Raw genomic sequence first — 25518 nt, forward strand, 5'->3', positions numbered from 1 at the left:
ATACCAGTCTTCATCACTCTGCTTCATCGTTGTTTAAAGAAATTTTTAATACCTACCTTAATTATGTTCGCGTGTTAATGATGAGCACCTCGACCCCTGACATTATGAGGAGTGGTATTACGGCTGATCTCATATCCAGTATTCAATAAGGCTAACCTTACGCCTAACCACAGCACCACAATTGGGGCATTGCAACAAATCATTGCCCTTTAATTTCAATTCATGACCGCATCTAGGGCATCTTGCATAAACAACACCAAGTTGCGCATCCCTTAGGGTTAACGTATATGGCGGATCCCTAGATATTACTCTAGCTCTAATTATATCACCAATTCCAAGTATTTCACTGGCGTTACTTGACTTACCATTTAGTAATTGGGATGGCGGTATTATGCCCGTCACATCATCCTTCAACGCCATCTTGCCGCCATTATTCTCAACACCAATTATCTTCACAATAACAACCCTATCATTTGGTATTGCTATGACTCTGCCATAAACGACATCATTTACCCTTAATAATGAATTACTGCTTCTTAAGGGTTTAACGCTAACTACATGGTCCCGCTCATTCCTAACTACAATACCCATAACCTGAGCCCTCAACTTACCATCCGTATCAACTTCAACATTCTCCCCAGGCAAATATTCCTCAGCGACACCTATAACATCTCCCGGTGCAACTATTTCTTTATCCATGGTTTATTCACCACTTAGTCCTATTATAGTCCTTGATTACTGAGCACGAAACCCTTTATAAACCTTTAAAATCAAGGACCTTGTGGTTAGGATACTCGTAACAAACGATGATGGTATATACAGCCCAGGACTTAGGATGCTTTATGAATACGTTAAGGATTTGGGTGATGTCTATGTTGTTGCCCCTGAAACGCCAAAGTCCGCCTCAGGACTTGGCATAACGCTGCATAAGCCTCTCAGGGTTTCTAGAGTGGATTTATGTGGTTTTGAGGTTTATGCAACATCGGGTACTCCATCAGATACAATATATTTAGCGGCGCTTGAGATAACAGGTAATGTTGACCTTGTTCTCTCCGGTATAAATGTTGGTGATAATACATCAATGCAAGTCATACTATCTTCAGGTACATTGGGCGCTGCATTCCAAGCAGCATTGCTTGGTATTCCAGCAATAGCGTATTCTGTTGATGTTGAAAGTAGTGATGAGCTTGAAAACAATGAGGAGTTAGTACCGATTTTGAGGGCTGTAGTTAGAGAATCAACAATGTTCATATTGAGAAATGGCATGCCCAGGGGTGTTGATGTAATAAGCATAAACTTTCCAAGGGCCGTAAGTAAGGACGTTAAGGTTAAACTTGTTAGGGCTTCAAAGTTAAAATTCTCTGAGAAGGTTGATGTAAGGATTGATCCCAGGGGAAACAAGTATTATTGGCTTTTTGGTTCACTAATAGAGCCTGAACCTGACAGTGATACGTATGTTGTTCATAAGGAGAACAACATAGCATTGACTCCATTAACACTTGATATGAATGCTCTGGGGCCGCATACATATACCGACCTTAAGGTGCTTAATGGTCTTATTGATGATCTCAATAATGCCATTAAAAATAGTTTAAATGGAAAATAACGTGGTGCTATGGACCGCAATATCAATGGCGCATTAACATTAATAATATTGCGTGAAATTTTTAAATACTCAACATAGTTTGTGGTGGGTGTCCATTATTGATTCACGATTCACACTGGAGGTTCAGTTCGATGTAAAAAGGATTGAGGAAGTAGTTAGGCAGTATTGGCATGATATAAATATCGAGGGAAGATGGCGTGAAGGTCCTGGAAATACTGATAAATGGTTCACGTTCCTTGAAGGCCCACCAACAACTAATGGCTTTCCACACGTTGGTCATATTAGGGGTAGGACGTATAAGGACGTTGTTCTCAGATATCACAGATTGCTTGGCTATAGGGTTTGGGCTCAGGGTGGCTGGGATGAGCAGGGCTTGCCCGTGGAGATTGAGGTTGAGAAGAAGTTAGGGCTCAGTACTAAGAAGGATATTGAGAAGGTTGGTTACGAGAAGTTCAGTCTTGAGTGTAACTCACTGGTTGATTACTACCTTGAGAAGTGGAGGGAGGTTGGTACGAGGAGGCTTGGTCTATGGCTCGACCTTGATAGGGCCTATGAAACTAGGAGGCCTTACTACATAGAGCATGTTTGGTCCTTCCTAAAGAATGCCTGGGAGAAGGGGCTTTTGTTTGAGGATTATAGGGTATTGCCCTTCTGTCCAAGGTGTGAGACTGCGCTCAGTGATGCTGAGGTTGACCAGGGTTATGAGGATAGAGAGGATCCATCGATATTTGTTAAATTCCCAGTGGAGGGCACTAACAATACCTACCTAGTTATTTGGACTACGACGCCCTGGACCTTAGTTGATAATGAGGCTGTCGCAGTTAACCCAAACTTCAACTATGCGCTGGTTAGGGTTATTATCAATAATAATACGGAGTACCTATGGCTTGCGGAGCCCCTTGTACCTAGGTTGATGGAGAAGTTCGGCATTAAGGATTACGAAATTGTCAGGGTTGTTAAGGGTTCAGAATTAGCAGGGATTAGGTATAGGCACATTTATATGGATAAGGTACCAATACATGCAGGTCACATTGAGAAGGCGCACTATGTTGTTTTAGCTGATTTCGTAACTCTCGAGGACGGTACTGGACTTGTACACATAGCTCCTGCTCATGGACCTGAGGATTTTGAGGTTGCTAAGAAGTATGGTTTGCCAATCACAAATTCTGTGGAAATTAATGGGATATTTAATGAGACTGGTGGTGAATTCCGCGGTAAATATTGGCTTGATGTTTCCCAGGAAGTGATTAGAGATTTGAAGGAGAGAGGTTTACTTCTTCATTATGGTACGATAACTCACGCATACCCACATTGTTGGAGGTGTGGCACACCACTGATTTACAGGTCCGATAGGCAATGGTTCATTAGGGTATCCGCTTATAGGGATAGGCTTGTTGAGGAGCTTAGGAAGGTGAAGATATACCCAGACTTCCTGAGGGATAGGTTCGATAATTGGGTTGCGAACGCCAGGGATTGGACAATATCGAGAAGTAGGGTCTGGGGTACGCCATTACCTGTCTGGCGTTGTAAGGATGACCCAAGTAAGGTCTTGGTCATAGGATCACTGGATGAATTAAGGAAGTACGCCAAGTTCATACCTAATGTGCCCAGTGAGATGCTTGTTCACAGGCCTTGGATTGACATGGTAAGGATAGAGACTGAGGACTGTAAGGAGTGGGTTAGGGAATCCTTTGTTGTTGATGTTTGGATGGATAGTGGTGTTGCCTGGATAGCCAGCGTTGATGGTCTTAGAAATAAGGAATTATTCAATAGGTTATACCCCTATGACTGGGTAACAGAGGCGATAGACCAGACCAGGGGTTGGTTCTATTCATTATTAGTAACTTCGGTTCTTTGGATGAATAAGGCTCCATATAAATCAATATTAATTAGCGGTCATGTGGTCGATAAGTACGGTCAGAAGATGAGTAAGTCCAAGGGCAACGTGGTTTGGGCTGAGGATTTATTCAATAAGTGGGGTGCCGACCCAACAAGGCTATACCTACTAATTAAGTCTTCTCCTTGGGATACCATGTCAGTAGATCCAGATGAAATTATGGAAACTAGGAGTGCATTGTCAATACTATGGAATATTGTTAAATTCGCAGATACTTACATGACCCTTGATAAGTTTGACCCAGCCATGCATAGACTTGAGGAGTTGATTGATAAGGGATTGATCGAGGATAAATGGATACTTAGTAGGTTCTATAGTAGGTTACGTAGATTCATCAATTACATGGATAATATGGAGCTTCACATGGCTGCTAGAGAATGGATTGGTCTAGTGGTTGATGATTTAAGCCATGGCTATATTAGGTTAATTAGGCGTAGGGTCTGGATTGAGGAGAGTAGGGAGGATAAGTACGCTGCATATTCAATTCTTTATTACGTAATTAAGGGAGCATTAATAATGGGATCGGCATTGGTACCGCACATAACAGAATACCTATGGAATTCATTCATAAGGAGGTTTGAGAAAAATGAAGTAGATAGTGTACACCTGACATTAATGCCTCAGGTAAATGAGAAATACATAAATGAGAAACTAGAGAGTGCCTTTGATTCATTATTTATGATATTCTCAGATATTGCAGAAATGAGAAATAGAATAAAGGTGAAGTTAAGGTGGCCCCTCGCTAGAGCAGTAATTAAAGTTGATGGCAGTAATCTAGACATGCTTAGGCAGATAAAGCATTTACTTGAGTATCTGGCTAATGTTAAAGAGGTAGAATTTGTAAGTGAGTTAGGTCAGTGTAATGAGAGCGAGTATGTTAGGGCGCAGGGTAAGGGTTACGAGATATGCCTTAGTAAGGTCATAGATAAGAGACTGTATTATGAGGCTCTTGCGAGGGAGGTTGTTAGGCGTATACAGACTATGAGGGCTAAGGCCAACCTTAAGATTGATGAGAGGATAAGGGTTTATGTGAATACAGGGAATAGCGAATTGCTGTCCGCAATAAGTGAATATAGGGATTACGTAATGAATGAGGTTAGGGCCATTGACATAATCATCGGCAAAGTACCGATAAACGCATTTACCATGGATTGGGACATCGAGGATATAAAGGTTAGGATAGGGATAGAACGCATGGCTCAATAATCAGTGATAACACCCATACTAATTAAGTGCTTAAGCGCCCTTCTAATAACTCTCCTAATAACTACCCTGCCCCTAAAGGAACCAAATAGCTTAATTGCAGCCTTACGAATACTACCCTCATTAATTAATTCCTGTAATATTTTCCTCTCCTCCTCACTCATTGGTACATTATACCTAAGTGCAAGCCTAGCAATATCAATGGGACCAAGCCCAACTGAGCCATCATCCCTACGGCCAATCCTATCAGTAACTTCAAGCATTAATATCGTAACCCAATCATTACTTGAAACATCGCCATAAATCTTCCTCAATTCATCAATTAAGGAATCTCTACTAATAAAACCATCAATCACGGCATCCTCATCAGTTAGTTCAGAGACCCTTTTATAAAGAACGTTCACTATTCGCGCCCTTGCAACAACCATACCACCACTATGAATAAACACCTCCCTATACTTCGGTCTAATTATACCAAGCCTAATTGTCGTGAACCTACCGTTATCTAACTTATCCAGGTACTTCGACTTAAGCATTAGGTGCCTACCCAGGTAAACAATCCTACGCATCCTTACGGTTAATGAGGGAGAGAGCACTTTTAAAAGCGTTTATTCGCGGTATACCTAATGAATCTTGGGAATATTGTTAAGTACGTAAATGCGGCCTACGCAGGTCTAATGATAGGATTAGCTGCCTACTTCGTAATATTGATAAAGCATGGCTATACATTCATTACATCAAGCTCCATAAGCATTTCTCAATTATTCTCATCAGGTGCATTAGGGCCATTAGCGCTCGGTATAATTCCCTGGACATTAATGATAATGATTATTGCAACAATATTTATTGTTTTGATTAATATGATTTACGAGAATAGTCTAAGGCCCATTAGGAGAGAGAAGGAAAAAGGAAAAGAAGCAAAGATAAGAGAGGAAAGGAAAACCAGGGGTAAAAGTAAAAGATGATTTTATGTTCAAGTAAGGGTAATTCTCACTCTATCTCCTTTTCTGTTAACCTACGCTTTACGGCCCTATCAAAGACTATCCAATTCCTATACCAATCCTCATTAGCCTTCTTGAGCTCCATCAATATTGCCTTGGTTAAGTCCTTGGCTGTTACTTTATCCACGTCCATGAATTGACATTCAATCTTTCTAGCTATTCTTCGTGCAGCGTCTATTGGCGCCCCTGTTTTTAATATACTAACTATTATCTTTTCGATTATGAAGTCCTCCTCAGAACCATCCCTCTTAACTACCTTATTTACCATATAATTATTTAGCAAAACGTTGCCTAAAATATCTTTCTCCTTCAATGATTCTCCATCCTATTGTCATCTTTTAAGTATAATTTGTGAGGATAATAATGATTCAACCTTACCAATATAGAGGACCTTCTCTATCTCCTCATAGTTATCATTAACTCTAATCATACCAAGCCTAATATGATCAATCATATTTTCATTATTGAACGACTCATGTACTGATACCACTGCTTTACCAGTATTATAGTAAATCTTTCGTAATATACCCAATGACAAAAGATAGTTATTCTTATCCTCCAATGCCACTAATAATCCGCTCTCCCAATTCTCAGGTAATATGGCTATGTTTACGTCACCAAGATTCCTAACTTGGAATTCCTTAACATTGCCGATGGCCACTGCGGCATTACCCCACTGTTCAATATAGTGTATTGGCAAGTTAAGACTTCTTCTAATGAGACTTATAATATAGTTATCATACTTCAACCCATTAAATAATGGTAAATTTATGATAGGTCTCTCCCTAAGATTTATGCTTAATTCTCTCGAAGGCATTAAATACTTACTATAACCCATTTCTCTCCTTATCTTCCTATCATCCCTATCCCTAATTCTTGCGTTTGGTGGTGATGGTATTACAATAACATTTCTAGCTAGGCTGGATAATTCCTTGAGTAGCTCGTCAACCTCATCATTACGTTTAATCACGATGATGTGGCTCGCATTAGCTCGCTTGACTATTTCAAGTTTAAACTTTATGGCTGTTGAGTCAGAAACCCATCCATCAGTATTAATTACTATGGTATCGGCATTATAGTTATGTTTAAGGTCATCGATTAATCTAGAAATTGAATCTAATACGTAATTCCATACATGTTCTATACTTGTTGTCTTTACGAATACAGACCTCAAATTCCTCAACTGTGTTAAGTGCGTTATGAAACTTGTTGCTATTGATGCTGAGATTGTCGTTGGCGGTCCAATATCGTTTTGTCCTGGATCACCATCAATAACACCAACCCTAAGGTTCTCTCTCACTCCCTTATTTACTAGGATTGTCGTCACGGTCGTTTTACCAACATCCATAGCGCCCAGTATTATTATCGTGGAGTTCCTTAGTGGTATTGCGGATAATGCCCTATCCCACACATCAATGACTTCGTTGTTTCCATCTACCTTCTCAATCTTACCCTCAGGACCAAGCACAACATCAATCTTAGAATCATTCAATGACTTAGCAATTATTCTTCTACCCCTCATAACAGTAAATGAATCCCCTGAGCCATATTCAACACCCAATACATATAACCTACCATTCATTACCCTAATACTTGCAGGTCCGTCAATACTTAAGAATTCATTGGGTCCAACTGTCTGGATATCCACAGCATAATTATTACTTACGTAATTATTTAAGCTTGATTATTCAATAAAGGTATGTTGTTTTATTATTAATATAAAGCTAAATCCCTGAAGTCATACGGTATTGGCCTACCCTTCTTCTTAAGCTCTTCGTATCTATTTGCAAGAAATGCCTCAAGTATTGGGCAACCCTCGTACCTACCCTCCCTTGGGCATTTATTGTTCTCAGTATTGAATAATATGAAGCAGTCGCCAGATCTTGTGTCGTAGTATGGGCATTTCTTATAGTAATCCTTCATTGACCTTATTATCCTAACAATCCATCGCTGCTTAGGGTCCCTTATTTCTCGCTTTAATTCATACTCATTTAGGTCTTCCTCATCCGAGTAACCATACTTCACCAAAACCACCTTTTCGAAACGACTAAGGCGTTATTGAGTAAGGATATTAATACCTTTCTCCTCATGCATAGGCAAATTAGTTAAAACGATGTAGCACTAAAAATTTAAAGCTCAATAAGTGCGTTTGTACTGAATGGCAACAGGTAAGGACTTGATGACATTATTGCCGCGACTATCAGACTTAGTTAAGAGGGAGGAAGTCCAGGTTAATAGGTTGATCGCCGATGCTATAAGGACTAAGGGCGTTAAGAAGATACTTACGGAGTTGGAGAGGGAGCTTAAGGGATTGAATGATATCGCAATGGACGTACTAAGTAGCCTTGCCGTGGGTAGGCATGTGCTCATAATGGGACCCGTGGGTATAGGGAAGACATCACTGGCTGAATCATTGGCGGATATAATCCATATCTCCGAGCCTCCTTACATTGAGGTTGCATGCCATAGTCATATGACAGCCACAGAATTAACAGGAGACATCGACATAGCAGTGGCGCTACAGGCTGGTCTTGATCATCCACTGGCTTATATACCTGGCCCCTTGGTTATGGCTCACAGTGGCATATTAATACTTGACGAAATAAATAGGTTAAATCCATATAGCCAGGCAGCCTTGTTACAGGTTCTCCAGGAGCACTACGTATTCATCAGGGGCTTCAAGATAAGGAGTGACTTCCTAGTAATAGCTACGTCAAACCCTGCCGAGTACTCGGGCGTTTATGAACTCAGTGAGGCGTTGGCGGATAGGATGAAGGTTGTAGAGATACCATACCCTGACAAGGACCTTCTGAAGTCAATCCTTTCCTGGAAGAGTAGCCTATACATGGAGCATCTTGGTTTAAAAGCTCCTGATGCATTGACTGACGTCACTGCTACATTCATGACACTAGTTGCTCAAGATAGTAATATAGAAGTTGGGCCAAGCATTAGGTCGGCAATATATGCAATAACGACTGCCATGTCGAGGGCATGGCTAGATGGTAGGGAGGTATCATTAAATGATTTGAAGAAGGAGATCATTAGTAATATGGTTAATGTGGTGCGTGGAAACTTCGCCAATGAAACGGAAAAGAGGGATTACCTTGCACGTAAGTTTGATGAAGCCATAATGATGTATAGGAGATATTCAAGGAGATGACCATCACTATGAACAATTATGAGTAATTAAATGGGTAAGTTATTTAATATGGCATACAATATTCATAATGGGGTTAAGGCTTGAGTACAAATGCTGATCCGGCGCAAATGATAACGAGAGTACTCAGTAAGGTTTATGAGTACTTGCAGGAGGATTCTAGGGTCGTTAGGCCAGGTTCAATAAGGAGCTTTGAGGCGGCGGCCGATGACATAATGATGAGGATACTAATTGAGGGTGGTGTTGATTATGAAAAATTTAAGGAGACAATTACTAGAGTTGGTATTGAGAACCTCTATTTATCTGTGGAAACATCAAATCCCGATGATAAGAAGAGAGTTCTTGAGGAGGCCTTTGAAAGGGCCTTCGAGGATATTGAGAAGAATCAGAGCGAGGCTGAGGAGCCATCCATGCAGCAAGTGGCTGGCTTTAATGTTAATAATAATGGTGAGACCAGTGAGGGTGAGAATACGGAGGAGAACTATGAAAGAGGCACTAATAATGTTGGTAGTGGATTTGGCGCTGAATATAGCGCTGAGGAGAACCAGGATCTATCTATGAGTAGGTCATTAATTGCCAATATTGATGAACGTAATAAGGATGCCAAGCTTGACTCAATAATATCAACAATATACGAAATACTATATGGCGGTGTTGGAACGGTTAACTTCCTAAACCTAGCTCAATTAATAAATATGTTTATAGATCCTTATGTTAACATTGTGGAGAAGGTCAAGGTTCTTAGAAAAATGGAGCCATACTTAAGAAACTATGGATTATTGCCTACAGATTTTAGGAGAAGTAAGGATGGGGAGAGAATGTTTGAAGCCTTGAGGAATGTAGTTAGAAATGCCATGAGTAGTATGGGTCAGGTAAAGATTGTTAGGTTTACGGACATTGACAAATACCCAACATACGTAGTCAGTGTCAGGGAGTATAAGGTTGGCGATAATTACTTTGACGTTGATCTGCAAAAGACGGCTATGAACCTAAGTAGAAAGACAATGATGCACAAACTATTCACTAATAAGGACATTGTGGTTAAGGAGTACGCGAATGTTAAGACCATAGATATCGTCCTATGCCTAGACGTATCAGGCAGCATGAGGGAGCTTAGTAGTGGTATGCCCAAGATAGAGATTGCAAAGGATGCTGTTTCCCAATACATACAATTCCTTTCAAAGACCAATGATAGGTTAGCAATGGTACTCTTTAACTTCAGGGCTGATGTACTGTGGGGGTTGCACCAGGTTAGGAGGTATTGGCAGCAGATGAACTATATGCTTAAGTACGTATATGCTGGTGGTGGTACGAATTTAGCAAATGCACTTGAGAGGTCCAGGGAAGTATTGACCAGGTCTAAAAGTAATTCTAAGCATGTTATCTGTGTAACTGATGGTAGGACCGTTAACTCAAGCATGTGCGTTAAGGAGGCTGTTAGACTTAGGAGAAATGGCACGACCATATCCACCATAGCCATTGGTGAGAATAGTGATGATGAACTGTTAATGAGGCTTTCGAAGATTGGCGGTGGACTTTTCATAAAGATAAGTAGTATACACGACCTGGGCAAGGCATTGATAATGGATAAACTACATAGTATGTAGTATCATTAAATTAATGATAATGCATCTCATAATACGCCGAATTACTGACTTAAATTTCTTTATATACTCACATGTTATTATTAATTTGGTGAATTAAGTGCTTAGGTGCTTTAATGATTACGTGGGTTTTATCGTGAAATACCCATTTAGCAAGGAGGGTCTCACAAGATTTAGGGAAATAACCAGTGAAAGGGGGATATACATTAATGACTTGGCTGATTCAGTAATGGGTAAGCAATTGCTTCAGCGTGCTTATGAAATACTCAGCGAAGCAATAATGAAAAACTCAATAACAGATGACCCAGATATTGGCGAGGATGAATTACTGGCGCATTACATAGCGGTAGTACTAGCTGCGCATCTTGATAAGTCCTTATGGAGAAGATTTGCCGATGTAGAGAGCAAGAGATTTTCAAGTAAATTACTGCTTGAGGACCCTGATTGTGTAATATACCTTGCTAAGGAATTTGGTATCAATGCCGTAAGGCTGAGAGACCTTGAAGTTTATGACGAGAACCTGGCATTAGCCTTCGACGTGGGTGTCAGGATTTGGGATTACTTGAGGTACATGCCTAAGAATGATCCATATTGGAAGCTCGTTAACAGATACCTATTAAGGGGTTGGGTATTAATCACGTATAAAGACTTGGTTAGGCTCGTGGAGGAGGCTGTGGAGAAGAAGGTCATTGAGTTAATTAGTAAAGCTGCTGAGAATCTTGATGAAACAAGACCACTGGTTGATGCGCTAAATGGAATGAAGGAACTTAAGGAGTATAAGCCTGGGTCCACTATTAAGGTTAAGGTCCAAATAACTGGTTTAACACCACCCTGCATGGATTCAATAATTAACGAAATTAAAACTGGTGGTAATCCGAGCCACCAAGCTAGGTTTGCCATCGCAGCCTACATGCTTAGGAGATGCCATGACCTTGAGGGCAAGCCAATGGAGGATTGTGTTGATGATGTGGTTAATTTATTTAAAACCGTGGCGGATTTTGATGAGAAGAAGACTAGGTACCAGGTAGAGCATATTGCTGGCCTTAGGGGTGGACATAAGTTCTACATGCCTCCATCCTGCCAGGAAATGAATAGTCTAGGATTGTGCCCAACCAACTTGGGTTGTGGAGTTAAAAACCCACTGCAGTATACCGTTAAGGCAATTAGGAAATTTCAATCAATGCAGCAGGCACATAGTTAATGACTACGCATACATCATTCCCTCACCCTGTCTCTGCTGTTGAGGTGGAGGTACTATGGGCATTGCCGGTGGAATACCCAGTTCCTTGAGTAATAGATTTACCTCAAAGAATACGTATTGACCAATCATCATCTGAATTACTTGCGGTGACTTACCTGAATTCACGGACTTCACAATATCCTCAAGTTGCTTTGGGTCACCCTGAATAATTAATGCACCTCTAATTGATATGTTGACAATGGATGGGTTGGAACTTGCGGCTAATGAAAAGGGTATCTCAACAATATCACCCCTGGTCACGGCATTAGGCCCAATGACAAGGTTCACATTAAATGCAACCTGTGTTTGCGGTGGTATTAATTGGAGGCGTTCTGCATGTAGGTAGTCGAATCTAATACCCACGGCCTTAAACGATACTCCAGACATATTTGGCAAAATACTTAAATTTAAATGGTAATTTAAAGACTACGCATGAGGAGTAATCAATCTAAAGGAACCGTGGATTTAATAAGGAAGGCATTAATAAAGGTGGGTTCTGAATTAAGTAAGAGGAGTATTGAGTTCATGCTTATAGGTAGTGCCGTGTTACCCCTTCTCTATGGTATTGATTGGAACGTACATGACATAGACATGTTCATCATAAACAAATCAACAATAACGGAACCAGAGCTTTTTGAGGATATAGCCAGGGAGAATGATTGGGATGTTGGTATGGACATGAATGGAATGATGTATTACGAAATCCTAGTTGATGCCCAGGTAGTTAGAGTTGACCTCATGGAGAACATACTCGACATATACATACCCGAGGAAATGGTAAGAAATGCTGTGAAGGTTAAGGTTAATGGTCTTGAAATAAGGAGTATAAGGCTTGAGGACCTATTAGTCCTAAAGGCCAGGGAGGCTAGTGAGGAGGGCGATGAATTTCTATCAAGGATCGCCGAAGTGCTCGCAGATCCAGAGAGTAAGGTAGGTATTGATAGGGAGTATTTAAGGAGGGCCATTAATTATTACGTTGATGATAAGGATGCGATTGAAAGAAGACTCGAGAAATCAGGTATATACCTTGAGTAAGGATAATTTTACTTCATGTGCTCGACACTATATACATAGATTCCATCTAAGACGCCGGGGCCACCTTCACGACCATGGGGACTAATCCTCTCCTCGCCTCTCAATGTTGTAGCTAATTCAACGTTTGCCGCAAATTGACTAACAATCTCCTTATCAATACCCTCGACAACAATGTCATCCTTAGTAGTTGACACCTTAACACCCTTGGGTATATTGAGCATAATCTTTGATCTCCTACCCATGAAATTCTCAATAATTAATTGATTACCCTGAACCTTAGCATTCATTGGGAAGTGGGAGAACACAATCTTAAGCTTGTACCTCCAGCCCTTTGTAACTCCAAGGATCATATTCTTAATGTGGCCAGACACGGTACCAACGACAGCCTTCTCACTCCTACCAGCAAAGTAAGACTCAACAATTATAGAGCCATCGGAAGCCCTTATAATAACTGGTATATTACCGAAGTCTCTTTCCAGGGTACCCAATGGGCCCTTAATAACAACCTTACTACCACTAACATCAACCTTAACACCCTCTGGAACCTCCACCTCCTCAAAAACATATGGCTGCCTAGCCATGTCAAATTGATGGTAATTAGACCCCTATTAAAGCGTTTAGTATCATTAATATGATCATCATAGCAATAGGAGAATGTATTTCACGTTCAGCTAGATTTAAAAACCTACTATTCAATTTATTATTAATGATCAATTTCAAATTAAATACCAAGGGACAATCGAGCGCTATTGAGTTAGCCATAATAATACCTGTGATTGTTGTTGCAATCATCATCTTCATATTCCTAGTGCCCAATTATTCTTATTCGGCTGGTTCTGAGGTTAATGCCTTCCAGCTGAACGCCATGGCCCAGTCACTACTCCAGTACATTGTTACGAATTCAGGAAACCCACCAAACTGGGGATTAAATGCAAGTACACTAACATCCTTCGGACTAGCCGAGCCAAACCAACCAAACCACCTAGACCCGTTCAAAGTATTGGCTCTAGTCTATTGGGATTATCAAAACGGAATAAACACATTACCAGGTCCAGCATCAAATCAAGCAATATGCCAAATACCACAATCATCAAGCGGTTTCTTCGGCTATTTAACAAATACTCTCAACATTACATCTTTCTATATAACGAATTACTACCTTATATTGCCTTATGGTAGAGTAAGATGGAATATTAACTATAACTATGTAATGCAATTACTAGGATTAAAGAGAACCTATTATGACCTTAAGTTAGTGATATATCCTGTACTTAATGTCACGGTGGTAAATAACACTTCGGCAAACATGGTAATAGTAAAGGTAACGAAATTCGCATCAAATCCCCAGCAACCAATACCCAATGCTACTGTGCAAATAACATACACAATAATGTACTACAGTACCTCAAGTAATAATGGAAAAAATGGCTTTGGCTTCGCAATATGTACAGGCACTTCACCACCGGAAGTAACAAATAATAATGGTGTAGCAATATTTAACATGTCCTATTTAACTTGCACAAGCGTATTCGGTAATTTATCGGTAAGTCATCCATACATAAATAACGCATCCAGCATATATATAGATGCGTACGTAAGTATCGGTGGACTTGGAGACCACGGCTACTTAATATGGCCTAACAACATAACTATACCATTACTAATGATAATGGTATTACCAAACGGAACAAACCAAAACTCAATATTCTTCATAGACCCAAGTGTATTTAACACAACATGTTTAAAGAATATTTACAATTTATCTGGAAAGAGATCACTTGGACTCAGAATATCTGCTATATACAAATCAGTCTATGGTTATATATTCCAAACAATAAACTTTACACTAAACCCAGCAAATGGTAATAGTCAAGAGTCGTATCCAGTACCTTGCACGTATTATAGCAAGAGCGGTAACCCAGCAAGTGGACAAAAGGGCTCCGTATGCTACTGGAACTTACCAAACTCTCCCATGTTTCTAGTAATCACAGTTTATAGAAACTCAAATGGACAGTCAAGCACCGTGCCCAAGACACAGATCTTGGTATTACCGTACGGGATATCACCGCAATTCTACTTAAGCAATAGAATTGTGATATTCGGAAAATCAATAAAAAATGCGCCAGTAGGTACGGCAAAGACCTTAGTCTACATTGGAGATTCCACATATTACATAATTCTCTACATATATTATAAAGGCAACGAATTTGAACCACTAGGGTGATGAGAAATGGCAGATCGCCATAATAAGGGTCAGGGTTTACTTATTATTGCAATGATAATCGTTATTGCGGCATTAATACTCGCCATGCTTTATAGAATATTCACAATGACACCCGCCTATGTATATCAAAGAAGTATATACTTCGCCTTTAAAATGAATCCGCAGATAATTGTACAACAGCTAGGCCAATTAACCCAAGGAATAGTAGAGACGTACGCCATAAACTATAGCAACTTCCTAATAACCCAGGGAATAATCCTATACTTACACGCATTAACCCAATCACCAGTACCATACTCACTAGGCTCATTGATAATCACGGAGATAAGTATATTGGTAAATAGTATATATGTGCCAACGGGAATAGCGATACCGACGGCACGACCAAAGCCAAGTATATCTGTAGTAACTGGATTCTATGGGGCACTGAACATAAAGGGCATAAATTACATATACTCAGGAGGAAATGAATCAAGCATAGCCATACTACTTAACACGACATACAACATGCCAACCCTAGGAATACAACACCTAACGCTAAACAACGGAATAAACCTAACAGCATGGATAACACCACCAAGCACCTGCGAGGCACAACCACAGGTAATAAACATAACCACGGAAGTCAGGTGCATATTCAACTTCAAATACGATAACTACACATGCACAGGACCAAGCATATACTCAACAGGAAACGCGAACTACCTATGGGCACCACTATACACAGCGTTTCCAAGCAATGAATACAGGACAAGAGGCCAGGGTTGGGTGGCAGAAGGTGGTCCATACCCACTCGTATTTGTGTTACCCATTGATGAGTTAGCAGCAAACTCTGGTTTCAAGATATCGGCAGTGTTTAATGTAACGCAAGCCATAGCATCAAATAATAATTATGAAATAGGGGTACAGGTTTTAGGAGCATGGCCAGGAACACTTCAAGGAACAACAAGTTATCCATCGACAGGGTATAGCGTAATCGTACAAGGTTCTAGTGGATCAAATACGCCAAGCATAAGTGTATATGCCGGGGACAATGATAATATTAAATGTGGCACGATCAATATTAATCAAGGCCTTATAAACGTCACAATATACGTAAAGCCTACATCACCAATAACATGGCAAAACATAATCAACAGCCAACCCACCGCACAGCTATACGTAAACGGCGTATACTGCACAACAATATACCTACCAAGTCTGATATTCGTACCGAATACAGTATTTGGAAATGATGCGTATATGCTTAGCGGAATTGATCCAAATCATGGACAGGAGATTGGATCATGGACAGCATTAATACTGCAAAACGCCGCGGTTATAAATGCCAGCATAAAACTATACAATACATACCAACTACCAAGCAACGTTTACGTAGCAGTATCGGCAAATAATCAACCAGCCCTTGGTACAATAATAACTGGGCTAAACATAACGCCAGTAATAGGTCCAAAGACATTTAACGCAAACTACACCGTATGTAATATAACGAGTAATGCCGTGGTATTTAACATAGCAATGCCAAAACCAAAGGGATACCCAAACACCCAATACCTACTAATCATAAACTATAGCAACGTGAGACTAATCCTAAATCCGTGGTCACCAAGCGCCCTAGAAACCATGGGGATAAACCCGACATACCCAGTGCCCAACGGGTATTCGGCAACCTCGTTAATACCGTACATGGCGTACATATACAATGAGACATCGGGCTTCTTGATAATAGTTACGTATTTCATAAATACAGGAATACCAACATTATTAACGATATACTCAGGACTATATATGACTCAAATAATTGAAAGTACCATATACACAACACTCGGCTTCGTAAAGCCACTACCATTCATGAACATATTAAAGGTTGATAATATATCGCCAATGGGAACATTGAGCATATTCTCATTTAACGAAACAGCCATAAACCTAGCACCTGGTTATATGGTAGTAGGTCAAGTAATACCATCCACTGAAACAGAAAGTTCTGGCTTTGCGAATCCAAACAATCCCTATCCTTCCAGCTTGTATAATTGGATAACGGGGTACGAGCACTTCCCAAATCAAACGCTGCCATATACATACTTTTACCCAACGATAATGAATTGTTACTACTACAACCAGAATAACCAGAATTATATTAATTCATACATATACTTCAGCTATGAGGATAATCAATTACTATATAATGGCTACACCCAATATAATTTAGGATCTTGTCAGGGGTGGTAGGGCTATGGCTAATCGTCCTTTACATTATCGCGGTCAGGCTAGGATCATGGAGGCAATAATCGCCACCATAATAATCCTGGTGCTAGCAGCCTTAATGCCCATGTTATTTAAATCGCCAACGACGCAACTGCCGAGCCAAGTCGAGTCCAACCTGGAGTCCTATGCCGAGAATGCCCTCTCCCTACTGATAAATAATCCTCAATTCCTCTCGATTATCCAGAATGAGAATTGGGGTGAACTGGACTCTTTAATGAATAGTATTGTTGGTCCTCAGTATGACTGGTATGTTGCGGTGATTCCATATGGTAGATTGCTCACCTTGTCCTCTATTGTTAAGGGTAGTAAGTATGTTTTAATACCCATAACCACGGTGCCTATGTGGAATTACTCCTCACCAATACCAATACCACTCACAGATATACACGTATCAGAATTAACGCTAAACGTGTACTTACTAAACTTTCTGCTATCCACAGTATCGCCTAATTACTTCATAAACACAACACTGCCTTTATCCAACGTAGCCTTCATACAATGTGCAAACCAGTCCTTAATGAGTAATATAACGGCGTGCATTGAGAGTAGGCAGGTCAGGATGCTCAGATGGTGGGTTACGTATTTTGATCCTAGGACTGGTACGGCTGTTGTTTGGGTTAATGCTACTGGCAACATGTATATTGTTGTTTCCGCAAATGGTACTTTACCATATAATGTTATTAGCGGTACGTATTGTAGTGAGCCCTATTGTTTCGATATGGGGCTTGGTGGGCTCAGCAATTTAATGAATACCGTATACGGGGCATCGTATAATAATGAGCCGCAGTTCATTAATTATGTAAATTCCAACGTCCTTAGCTGTAGTATCTCCAATGGCGTTAAGTATGGTAGTAACTATCTAGTTGAGTTATTAACAAATGGAATTTACTATAATGTACCATCATCAGTAGGTTGTAGTGCGACTGTCAATGCGCCATATGAGCCTTATGGTTACCATGTCTACATGATTGGGCAGTTGATAACGGCAATACCAGACTCATTCCTTGAGCTTACCTTTAATAATATTGAAGTTGAGCCGTACATTGTGTATCCTAATGGTACCGTGAATGTGCTGAGTACGTACCAGGTTGGTTCTATCGGTGTTGAGCTGCTTTACGGAAGTAATGCGGAACGTATGTATATAATAGGCAGTAGTGGAATCCTGAATAAAACAATGCTTAATCAATATTCCTATTTATACCTGCTTGATTTAGGCATCGAACCTACTATAAGCAACGGCGTTTGCTATCTAAACATTAATGTTACCTTATATGATTTAGTTACGACAAGTAATTATAACATTAATGCCAGCGTTCCTGTAGGCAGTTGTTCCAATGCGCTTGGTATTAATGTCACAATAGGAGGCATTAGTATTGCACAACAATCACAGAATCCACAAGGTAATACGAATTATACATACAATACAACGACCATAGTCTACGATCTGTGGTTCATAGGGACTCCAACAACCACACAATACATGCCTATCTATGTGAATTACGAATTCCAGCGCATAGACGCCCTTAACATTATTCCACCTAACTATAGAGAGAAGTTCGCCATCAATGGTTTCTCACCAACGGCCTCTGCCTTCGCAGTTGTTCAGCTTGGTAATAGTTCATACTACCTCGTTTATATTGGGTTAAGTAGTTTGTCGAGGTGATGGGCGTGGATAGTCAAGGTTTAAGCGAGACTCTTTCCTTGGTTTTGGTTCTGGGTGTTGTTTTAGTTCTATCTGCAATTTTTGTGCTTATTGCTGGCTTTAATTTTGCCTCAGCCTCCGCATCCACATCCCTTGCACAAGCGCAGACGTTCTTTGTTGATGTGGCTCAGGATTTGAATGCTGCAATTATGAATGGCATTCAGAATTACGCATTGTCATTTCCACGCCCAACAACGCAATTCGGCGTATATGGTGCTCTATTTAACTATTGCAAACTGATTATTGTTAATACCACGCACGCAGTTGTGAATACCTATTCCAGTGGCGCTATTTTATTTGGTGTATCGCCTAGCTACCTATCGTTACCTAGCGGATTTAGTGAGAGTTTGTTTAGCAATTGTAGTTCTTTGATTTTCAACTCTGTATCATCTAGCTTCTTTGCTGTTTGTAAGTTTGGCGCTGGTAATTTAAACGGTGTTTCTTATGGAACCTACGTGATCCTTTTCCCGAGGGTTGGTGCTTTCGTCTCTGGTTCTACCTACTACATCTATGTTCCAATCATAAATGTCATCTTTGATTCTAGCCTACATGGTTTGTTCTTCGCCAATGTTACGTCCTGGAGCTATATTACTATCAATAATCCACTTTATATAACATATTCATGTGGTTCAGTAACGTCATCGTATTCGTTAAATGGTGCTAGTAAAATTGAAATAGTACTTATAAAAATAATCATTAAGTATGGGTGATTGAAAATGAAAAGCAGGGGACAAAGTGAAATATTAAGCGTTGTAATCTTGACGGCAACAATATTGGCGGTAGCGGCAATGTTTCTGGTAGTGGCTATGAGGTCCTTTAATTATGATTCGGCCTATTACTCGATTAGTTATGTTGCGTCGTTCTTGACTAATGTGGCTGATGATATTGATACCTACCTAATGTCGCCTGGTGTGTCCTTGACTTATGCATTGCCGAGCACCGAGTATGGTGTTTATAATTACGTATATTCTAATGATGCGTATTGTGAGATTTACGTTAACGCCTCTGGTGCTAACATCGTTACTGCCACATCTGGTGTATTGATTTATGGCGTGCCACCTAACTATTTCTCAATACCTGCTAGTAGGAGTGCTTGGTATGTATGGAGGGGTTCCAATATGATAGGCTATCCTACGGTTAATCCAAGTGACTTCTCATTAATAGTTGGACCAGGTGTTTTCGCACTGACAGGCACCCTCATCTCCATAGTTCAGTTTGGGTATGGTTCTGTAGACGGTGTTTCCTATGGTACGTTTTTAGCCCTGGTTCCTAGGGTTTTGGCGATTAATGGTTCTTTGAATAGTGGTGTCGGTTATATCTACATACCCGTGTTTATTAGTATGGGCAATTCTACTGGCAGGAATATTCTCACAATCAAAATATTGAGTGTCTCATCATTCTCATTGAGTGATGTAAGGCATTTAATTGTTACAGAGAAGTGTAATATCGGTAAGTATATACTACTTACTAATCCCGCTCTACGTAAAGTTACCGTAGTTGGTAACAATATATATATTGTGGAAATTAGGATAGGTATTAACATGGGGTGATTATATGAACGTTCTGGCCTTCGTAATAACCACGGTAGCACTCCTGGCCTTAGTTATATTCTTCACGTGGTATACCAATTATTATACAACAGTTAATATGCTTAATACTGTTAGTTATGTATCGTCACTCGTATCCTCAGCCCTCACCCATGAATTTGAGAATGCCATCGCCATAGCCTCCATGGGCGATGTTGTTGGCTCATTCAATTATACGTTATTGCTTCCAACATCTGCTGTGCCTGTACAGGGAGTAGCGCTTAACTATAGTATAACGCTGTATCCAAGGAAGCAGTCAAATACATTGTTGCTTTATGCTAATATAACGGTAACAATGAGCATGGGTCCACTTAGCAGGTCTGAAAACGCAACGGTACTTGTTTATTCATCAGCACAGCCCTATGAAATAACGGCATATAACTGTAAAAACAATAATTCCCTAGTTACAGTTACACTTGTTAATCCTGACTGGGCGAGTCAAGTATCACCGAAGTCAGTACCAACCTGCACGTGGACCAGCGCCCAGGTTCAGTTGGGTGATGCAGTGATAGGTATAAGTAAGGGTTAATTTATTTAAAATTAGGTATATGGGTATTGAGTATTTGAGGTTGTTTCCGTGGAGTGATTATGGTGTGGTGTTTGCGTTATTGTTTGGTTCTAGGGCGTGGGGTAGGGTGTTTAAGGGTGATTGGGATATTGCTGTTTGGTTAGGTGATGTTGATAAGGACATAGACCTTCAGTACGCATTGGCTAGGTTTCTTCATGTGCGTGAGGAGAGTATCGGCTTGGTAGTACTTAATAATTATGAGTACCTGCCCTGCTCATTAATAATTGATGTATTGGGTAAGGGTAAGGTGGTTTATTACCGGGACTTTGATGAGTATCTTGATATTAAGTTAAGGGTTTTGAAGCCTTGTTTCGACTTTATGATTGATGCTGAGAAGCTTGATTTACTAAGGACGCAGATAAATGCGGTGACTAAGAAATGGGTTCAGTAGAACGTTTGCTGAAGCTTCTTTTTATTATACATCATTATTGGATAATCTAAGTATTGATGACCTGAATGATGTGTATAAGTACTTATCTGCGGTGTACTTATTGCAAGTTCAAGCCAAATCACTTATTGATATCGTGGTTAAGGCTGCATCAGCGATGGGATTCGAGGTTGAGGGCTATATTGATGCTGGCAATAAGTTAGTAAGCGCTGGTCTGCTAAGTAATGAGGAGTTTAGTAGGTATAGGTCTGTTGTTAGGTTTAGGAATAATTGTGGTTCATCAATATGGAATTATTATGGAATTATTGATGTGAATATAATTCGTAGAATAATAAGCAATAGAGAGTATAGAGAGGTTGCTAAGCTTGGTGTTAAGGTTGTGGAGGAATTACGTAGGCGAGGAATTGATTGCTAGGCATCCCTCACCCTGATTAGTATTGGTTTTCTTAGTGGGTTCATCAATCCTGCCACGAAGAATTCCCTAGTGCCCAATTGAGCCAATGTTGCCTCGTTTACATCTGCCAAGTCCATGTATGCAGCGATCTCCCTAAGATCACCCTGGGCGCTTAACCTACTGAAGAAGACTGTGCCGAGGTTAGCCCTGATGCTAGCCCTAATATCCCTAGCAATCCTCTGGCTGGCTACAATAAGCGATAAGCCCCACTTACGGCCCTCCCTAGCCGTAGTCTCAATAACATCACCGCAGATAGTCCATTCATTCTCAGGTACATAATTCTGAGCCTCGTCTATGATGAAAGCCAAATCCAGCGGTGACTTGTTGGTTTTGACGAGTTTCCACGCAGCATCAATTACATCTGCAATTATTGCCTGCTTAACCACGAGTTCAGGATCAAGACTCAAATCAATAACAACCAGGTTTGAATTTAATGCCCTATTAACAATGTTCATAGGTAATAAAGCCCTCTTATTAAGTTCATCAAAGAATTCATTCTCTATGAAGTAATCAATGAATAACCTGGCTTTCTCAACTGTCGAATCTCTAGCACCTAATCCTCTCATACTATCCACTAGGTGCTTCGTGAATGCCGCCTTATCCCACTTAATCACCTGGCTTACCTGGTTACTTATTTGCGAATCTATTAATTGTGAGGATTGCTGCCTCTTAATCTTCTTATCACCGCTTACATAAGTAATGACGGCAACCTCCAGATACTCACCGAAAGTCTGCCAATTAAGCCTGGCCTTCTCAGCAATTACGGAGGCTATTGTTGGTGGTGAGATGGCAATCTCCTTGGACGTAATAACCCTATCCTTAAAGTATGGAGCGTAATCAACGCCACTGTGATCAAAGATTATTATGTGCTTCCCAACCCTAATTAACTCCTCAATAAGGGCCTTAACAAGCCTAGACTTACCCACACCAGTGGCGCCGAAGACACCAACATGCTGATTAACAAAACCAGCATCTAGGCTAATGGGCCAGCCACTGTACTTATGACTACCAACATTTATTGGTAGGTTTGACTTAACATAGTCATTAAGGAACCTACCATCCTTAATAACAAAGACCTTAGAGCCTGGCGTTGGTACATGCCTAACCTCAAGCACGGACTTAGTACTCGGCTTTAGGGCTGCGTAGAGCCTAACCATGGCTGAGGTGAAGGGCATGAGTATTGTTTGATCAAGGACCTCAGGCCTATCTACGAAGGGCGACCTAACCCTGTCCCTAATGAGCGGTTCGAGTTTCGTCACATTCCTAATAACACCAAGGAGTAATTCATCATCCATTGTTTGATCATGAATGATGACAAGTTGCTCCTCCAGTGCAAGGTTCTCAGCCTTCTTATAGAATTGAATCGGAACTAACCCAACTGATGCTCCGCTCGTGGTTATCCCAACCTCCATGCAACACCTATCAAGCATTCATTAATTAATCTCAAGGGAACTTATAAATAACTAATGATGAGTAAGGTATCTATAGATTATAAATTGAATGCAGAAATTACGGTAAACCTATAAATAATATATTTGTAAAACGAATAATCCATTTTATCTGCGAATTATTTTACATCAATAAAATGTAAATATAAAGGAAAAACTTAATAAGAGGAAATAAATATATTACTTTTGTTATGTCTAACCCAACTGGGTCGGGTCCTAAGATTAGTACTGAGAAGGCTGAGACTACCGATAAACAATTGAGGAAGGCTTTGAATGTGTTTGATATAGCATATCTCGTGATTGGTGCGGTAATTGGTAGCGGTTGGTTGTTTGGTTCGTTCTATGCAGCTAGTGTTTCCGGACCTGCAGCCATATTATCTTGGACAATAGCTGGTATATTCCTAATATTTGTGGCTCTTTCGTTTGCTGAATTAGGAGGTATGATCCCAAAATCCGGTGCAATAGTTAGGTATCCTCAGTATAGTCATGGAAGCTTTGCATCATATATATTTGCATGGGCATACTTACTTGGTGCTATCACAGTGCCTCCAGTGGAGGCTGAGGCTGTAGTTACATACATGTCCTCGTATGTCCCTGGTCTTGTCACATCAACAGGTGTATTAACATTAACCGGAGGTCTTATTGCCTTTGCTTTCCTAACATTCTTCTTCCTCCTTAATTATTTCGGTGTTCATGTGATGGGTAAGACAAATACTGGCGTTGGTTGGTGGAAATTAATAATACCAATACTCACCATTGCCTTGTTACTGGGCCTATTTTTCCACCCAACAAACTTTACGGCATTGCCAGGAGGATTTACACCATATGGCTGGGCACCAGTATTTCTAGCGATACCTACTACGGGTATTGCCTTTGCGTACCTAGGTTTTAGGCAAGGTATTGAGTATGGCGGTGAGGCTAAGAACCCACAGAGAGATTTGCCATGGGGTACTATAATAGGTTTCGTAATATGTATGGCAATATACATACTACTCCAGGTTTCTTTCATTGGTGCTATTGATTGGTCAAAGTTAAGCCTAAAGCCTGGTGATTGGGCTGACCTGACATCAACGGCCTTGAGCAGTGGTCCATTTTATCAAATAATGAAAATAAGCGGTATACCAATACTAATGGCGTTCGCAATAATACTGCTAATTGATGCAATGGTATCACCATCAGGTACAGGCTGGATATATACGGGTACTAGTGCTAGGACGTTCTATGGGATGGCAGCTGATGGTCACCTACCGGACTGGTTCCTGCACCTTAATAGGTGGAAGGTGCCTAAGTGGGCTACAATAGCTGCTTGGTTAGTCGGTGCGTTGTTCTTAATACCATACCCAGCATGGGTTTATTTAGCGACATTCATAAGTTCTACAACGGTAACTACATACATTATTACAGGTGCTTCAGTAGTTGTTCTCAGGAGGACTGCGCCAAATGCCCCTAGGCCATTTAAACTACCAGTTGCATATTTAATGGGTGCTTTAGCCTTCATATTTGCCTTTTTAATACCATATTGGGCTGGGTTTACGACATATTGGGGTGTATTTGCATTAATACTTGCTGGTCTACCTTTCTTCTATATGTACACCGCAGCTAATAGATTTGGCATACGTAGATTAAACGCTGCAGTTCTTGGCATTATTTACTGGATCATATTGGGTTTATCAACCTGGTTCTTAATTTACCAGGATATAATTGTGCCTTACAACGCGGCATCAGCATCAGGGACTGCCTTAACGTTCAGCATGAAGTATTTCACACCATTCATAATTTACTGGGTATTGATGTTAATCGTGACAGTGATCTTTACGTATATAATACGTATGTGGGCTAACGAGGAGGGCAAGCGTCATATAAGTTCCGGTTGGTGGGCTGTTGCGATGCTTTTCTCCGTGTTAATTCTTGATTTTGTTGGACCATTTAGTGTTTGGAAGTCTCCACCATTACCATTCCCATGGGATACAGTGACGGCGGCCATAATAGCTCTGGCACTATTCTTCTGGTCGGTTTATAGTGGAATACTGACGAAGGACCTAGAGATTGTATTAAAGGAAATGGGTGTAATTAAGGAGGAGAAATAATTAGTCTGCAATGATTATTTAAAAATACCTTTTTATTTTTCTCCATAATC

General features: G+C 40.4%; 24 protein-coding genes. 16 read left to right on the forward strand and 8 right to left on the reverse strand.

The features are described from left to right. Nucleotides 1-129: 129 nt before the first annotated feature. Complete coding sequence (locus VMUT_RS10910) at nucleotides 130-699, reverse strand: exosome complex RNA-binding protein Csl4 (RefSeq protein WP_013605469.1); 570 nt, start codon at nucleotides 697-699, stop codon at nucleotides 130-132. Between the two features lie 82 nt (nucleotides 700-781). On the opposite strand from VMUT_RS10910, the gene surE reads away from it, so the two are divergent. Together surE and ileS are read left to right on the forward strand one after the other, a co-directional pair. Next, nucleotides 782-1606 (forward strand): 5'/3'-nucleotidase SurE, encoded by an 825-nt coding sequence (gene surE, locus VMUT_RS10915; RefSeq protein WP_013605470.1) that lies wholly within the window; start codon nucleotides 782-784, stop codon nucleotides 1604-1606. Between the two features lie 88 nt (nucleotides 1607-1694). Then, nucleotides 1695-4709: an isoleucine--tRNA ligase gene (gene ileS / locus VMUT_RS10920; RefSeq protein WP_013605471.1), complete on the forward strand. Its 3015-nt coding sequence runs from the start codon at nucleotides 1695-1697 to the stop codon at nucleotides 4707-4709. Here ileS and VMUT_RS10925 read toward each other — a convergent pair. After that, nucleotides 4703-5275, reverse strand: coding sequence for an ASCH domain-containing protein (locus VMUT_RS10925; RefSeq protein WP_013605472.1), 573 nt, complete (start codon nucleotides 5273-5275; stop codon nucleotides 4703-4705). The genes ileS and VMUT_RS10925 overlap by 7 nt on opposite strands. Nucleotides 5276-5332: 57 nt before the next feature. Here VMUT_RS10925 and VMUT_RS10930 point away from each other — a divergent pair, with 57 nt between their 5' ends. Beyond that, nucleotides 5333-5671, forward strand: a complete 339-nt coding sequence (locus VMUT_RS10930) for a hypothetical protein (protein ID WP_013605473.1) — start codon at nucleotides 5333-5335, stop codon at nucleotides 5669-5671. Nucleotides 5672-5696: 25 nt separating this feature from the next. Here the strand turns inward: VMUT_RS10930 and VMUT_RS10935 are convergent, their stop codons facing one another. The 3 genes from VMUT_RS10935 to VMUT_RS10945 all read right to left on the reverse strand — a co-directional run bounded on the left by VMUT_RS10935 (nucleotide 5697) and on the right by VMUT_RS10945 (nucleotide 7732). Next, a complete protein-coding gene (locus VMUT_RS10935; RefSeq protein WP_013605474.1) occupies nucleotides 5697-5975 on the reverse strand; it encodes an ATP cone domain-containing protein in 279 nt (92 codons plus the stop codon). A 63-nt stretch (nucleotides 5976-6038) separates the two neighbouring features. Then, a complete protein-coding gene (locus VMUT_RS10940; protein ID WP_013605475.1) occupies nucleotides 6039-7355 on the reverse strand; it encodes a Clp1/GlmU family protein in 1317 nt (438 codons plus the stop codon). Between the two features lie 65 nt (nucleotides 7356-7420). Continuing rightward, nucleotides 7421-7732: a hypothetical protein gene (locus tag VMUT_RS10945; protein WP_013605476.1), complete on the reverse strand. Its 312-nt coding sequence runs from the start codon at nucleotides 7730-7732 to the stop codon at nucleotides 7421-7423. A gap of 133 nt (nucleotides 7733-7865) precedes the next feature. Here VMUT_RS10945 and VMUT_RS10950 point away from each other — a divergent pair, with 133 nt between their 5' ends. The 3 genes from VMUT_RS10950 (at nucleotide 7866) to VMUT_RS10960 (ending at nucleotide 11669) form a co-directional block, all read left to right on the forward strand. Then, nucleotides 7866-8867, forward strand: coding sequence for an AAA family ATPase (locus VMUT_RS10950; protein WP_013605477.1), 1002 nt, complete (start codon nucleotides 7866-7868; stop codon nucleotides 8865-8867). A gap of 80 nt (nucleotides 8868-8947) precedes the next feature. Continuing rightward, the gene (locus VMUT_RS10955; RefSeq protein WP_237699654.1) at nucleotides 8948-10471 is read left to right on the forward strand and encodes a vWA domain-containing protein; all 1524 of its coding nucleotides are present in this window, start codon (nucleotides 8948-8950) and stop codon (nucleotides 10469-10471) included. A 97-nt stretch (nucleotides 10472-10568) separates the two neighbouring features. Further along, entirely contained in the window at nucleotides 10569-11669 is a 1101-nt protein-coding gene (locus VMUT_RS10960; RefSeq protein WP_013605479.1) for a DNA primase, read from the forward strand. Nucleotides 11670-11672: 3 nt separating this feature from the next. Here VMUT_RS10960 and VMUT_RS10965 read toward each other — a convergent pair whose 3' ends face one another. Beyond that, on the reverse strand, nucleotides 11673-12095 hold the full coding sequence (locus VMUT_RS10965; RefSeq protein WP_013605480.1) for a hypothetical protein: 423 nt from the start codon (nucleotides 12093-12095) through the stop codon (nucleotides 11673-11675). A 45-nt stretch (nucleotides 12096-12140) separates the two neighbouring features. Here VMUT_RS10965 and VMUT_RS10970 point away from each other — a divergent pair, with 45 nt between their 5' ends. Then, on the forward strand, nucleotides 12141-12743 hold the full coding sequence (locus VMUT_RS10970; RefSeq protein WP_013605481.1) for a nucleotidyltransferase: 603 nt from the start codon (nucleotides 12141-12143) through the stop codon (nucleotides 12741-12743). An 8-nt stretch (nucleotides 12744-12751) separates the two neighbouring features. Here the strand turns inward: VMUT_RS10970 and VMUT_RS10975 are convergent, their stop codons facing one another. Then, entirely contained in the window at nucleotides 12752-13324 is a 573-nt protein-coding gene (locus VMUT_RS10975) for a 50S ribosomal protein L6 (RefSeq protein WP_013605482.1), read from the reverse strand. 125 nt (nucleotides 13325-13449) lie between these two features. Between VMUT_RS10975 and VMUT_RS10980 the strand changes: the two genes are divergently transcribed. The 8 genes from VMUT_RS10980 to VMUT_RS11015 all read left to right on the forward strand — a co-directional run bounded on the left by VMUT_RS10980 (nucleotide 13450) and on the right by VMUT_RS11015 (nucleotide 21894). Continuing rightward, nucleotides 13450-14967, forward strand: a complete 1518-nt coding sequence (locus VMUT_RS10980; protein ID WP_148224763.1) for a hypothetical protein — start codon at nucleotides 13450-13452, stop codon at nucleotides 14965-14967. A gap of 6 nt (nucleotides 14968-14973) precedes the next feature. Then, the gene (locus tag VMUT_RS10985; protein WP_013605484.1) at nucleotides 14974-17199 is read left to right on the forward strand and encodes a hypothetical protein; all 2226 of its coding nucleotides are present in this window, start codon (nucleotides 14974-14976) and stop codon (nucleotides 17197-17199) included. A gap of 4 nt (nucleotides 17200-17203) precedes the next feature. Further along, nucleotides 17204-18898: a hypothetical protein gene (locus VMUT_RS10990; protein ID WP_148224764.1), complete on the forward strand. Its 1695-nt coding sequence runs from the start codon at nucleotides 17204-17206 to the stop codon at nucleotides 18896-18898. Between the two features lie 5 nt (nucleotides 18899-18903). Further along, nucleotides 18904-19647, forward strand: coding sequence for a hypothetical protein (locus VMUT_RS10995; protein ID WP_148224765.1), 744 nt, complete (start codon nucleotides 18904-18906; stop codon nucleotides 19645-19647). A 6-nt stretch (nucleotides 19648-19653) separates the two neighbouring features. Next, the gene (locus VMUT_RS11000) at nucleotides 19654-20487 is read left to right on the forward strand and encodes a hypothetical protein (protein WP_048057049.1); all 834 of its coding nucleotides are present in this window, start codon (nucleotides 19654-19656) and stop codon (nucleotides 20485-20487) included. 4 nt (nucleotides 20488-20491) lie between these two features. Further along, complete coding sequence (locus VMUT_RS11005) at nucleotides 20492-21052, forward strand: hypothetical protein (protein ID WP_013605488.1); 561 nt, start codon at nucleotides 20492-20494, stop codon at nucleotides 21050-21052. A gap of 19 nt (nucleotides 21053-21071) precedes the next feature. Then, the gene (locus VMUT_RS11010; protein ID WP_013605489.1) at nucleotides 21072-21482 is read left to right on the forward strand and encodes a nucleotidyltransferase domain-containing protein; all 411 of its coding nucleotides are present in this window, start codon (nucleotides 21072-21074) and stop codon (nucleotides 21480-21482) included. 91 nt (nucleotides 21483-21573) lie between these two features. Further along, nucleotides 21574-21894 carry a HepT-like ribonuclease domain-containing protein gene (locus tag VMUT_RS11015; protein ID WP_373419228.1) on the forward strand — a complete coding sequence of 107 codons (321 nt, stop codon included), beginning with the start codon at nucleotides 21574-21576 and terminating at the stop codon, nucleotides 21892-21894. Here VMUT_RS11015 and VMUT_RS11020 read toward each other — a convergent pair. Beyond that, nucleotides 21891-23345, reverse strand: coding sequence for an ATP-binding protein (locus VMUT_RS11020; protein ID WP_013605491.1), 1455 nt, complete (start codon nucleotides 23343-23345; stop codon nucleotides 21891-21893). The genes VMUT_RS11015 and VMUT_RS11020 overlap by 4 nt on opposite strands. Before the next feature lie 227 nt (nucleotides 23346-23572). On the opposite strand from VMUT_RS11020, the gene VMUT_RS11025 reads away from it, so the two are divergent. Beyond that, entirely contained in the window at nucleotides 23573-25468 is a 1896-nt protein-coding gene (locus VMUT_RS11025) for an APC family permease (protein WP_013605492.1), read from the forward strand. Nucleotides 25469-25518 lie beyond the last annotated feature (50 nt).

It is taken from the genome of Vulcanisaeta moutnovskia 768-28, from assembly GCF_000190315.1.
In the GTDB taxonomy this organism is placed as follows: Archaea; Thermoproteota; Thermoprotei; order Thermoproteales; family Thermocladiaceae; genus Vulcanisaeta; species Vulcanisaeta moutnovskia.

What these genes read in the sequence shown, in the direction of transcription:
- VMUT_RS10910 (WP_013605469.1), bottom strand. Translation starts at nt 699, where the DNA reads ATGGATAAAGAAATAGTTGCACCGGGAGATGTTATAGGTGTCGCTGAG.
- VMUT_RS10975 (WP_013605482.1), bottom strand. Translation starts at nt 13,324, where the DNA reads ATGGCTAGGCAGCCATATGTTTTTGAGGAGGTGGAGGTTCCAGAGGGT.
- VMUT_RS10970 (WP_013605481.1), top strand. Translation starts at nt 12,141, where the DNA reads ATGAGGAGTAATCAATCTAAAGGAACCGTGGATTTAATAAGGAAGGCA.
- VMUT_RS10985 (WP_013605484.1), top strand. Translation starts at nt 14,974, where the DNA reads ATGGCAGATCGCCATAATAAGGGTCAGGGTTTACTTATTATTGCAATG.
- VMUT_RS10935 (WP_013605474.1), bottom strand. Translation starts at nt 5,975, where the DNA reads ATGGTAAATAAGGTAGTTAAGAGGGATGGTTCTGAGGAGGACTTCATA.
- VMUT_RS11010 (WP_013605489.1), top strand. Translation starts at nt 21,072, where the DNA reads ATGGGTATTGAGTATTTGAGGTTGTTTCCGTGGAGTGATTATGGTGTG.
- VMUT_RS10965 (WP_013605480.1), bottom strand. Translation starts at nt 12,095, where the DNA reads ATGTCTGGAGTATCGTTTAAGGCCGTGGGTATTAGATTCGACTACCTA.
- VMUT_RS11025 (WP_013605492.1), top strand. Translation starts at nt 23,573, where the DNA reads ATGTCTAACCCAACTGGGTCGGGTCCTAAGATTAGTACTGAGAAGGCT.
- VMUT_RS10990 (WP_148224764.1), top strand. Translation starts at nt 17,204, where the DNA reads ATGGCTAATCGTCCTTTACATTATCGCGGTCAGGCTAGGATCATGGAG.
- VMUT_RS11020 (WP_013605491.1), bottom strand. Translation starts at nt 23,345, where the DNA reads ATGGAGGTTGGGATAACCACGAGCGGAGCATCAGTTGGGTTAGTTCCG.
- VMUT_RS11005 (WP_013605488.1), top strand. Translation starts at nt 20,492, where the DNA reads ATGAACGTTCTGGCCTTCGTAATAACCACGGTAGCACTCCTGGCCTTA.
- VMUT_RS10925 (WP_013605472.1), bottom strand. Translation starts at nt 5,275, where the DNA reads ATGCGTAGGATTGTTTACCTGGGTAGGCACCTAATGCTTAAGTCGAAG.
- VMUT_RS10950 (WP_013605477.1), top strand. Translation starts at nt 7,866, where the DNA reads ATGGCAACAGGTAAGGACTTGATGACATTATTGCCGCGACTATCAGAC.
- VMUT_RS10930 (WP_013605473.1), top strand. Translation starts at nt 5,333, where the DNA reads ATGAATCTTGGGAATATTGTTAAGTACGTAAATGCGGCCTACGCAGGT.
- VMUT_RS10980 (WP_148224763.1), top strand. Translation starts at nt 13,450, where the DNA reads ATGATCAATTTCAAATTAAATACCAAGGGACAATCGAGCGCTATTGAG.
- VMUT_RS11000 (WP_048057049.1), top strand. Translation starts at nt 19,654, where the DNA reads ATGAAAAGCAGGGGACAAAGTGAAATATTAAGCGTTGTAATCTTGACG.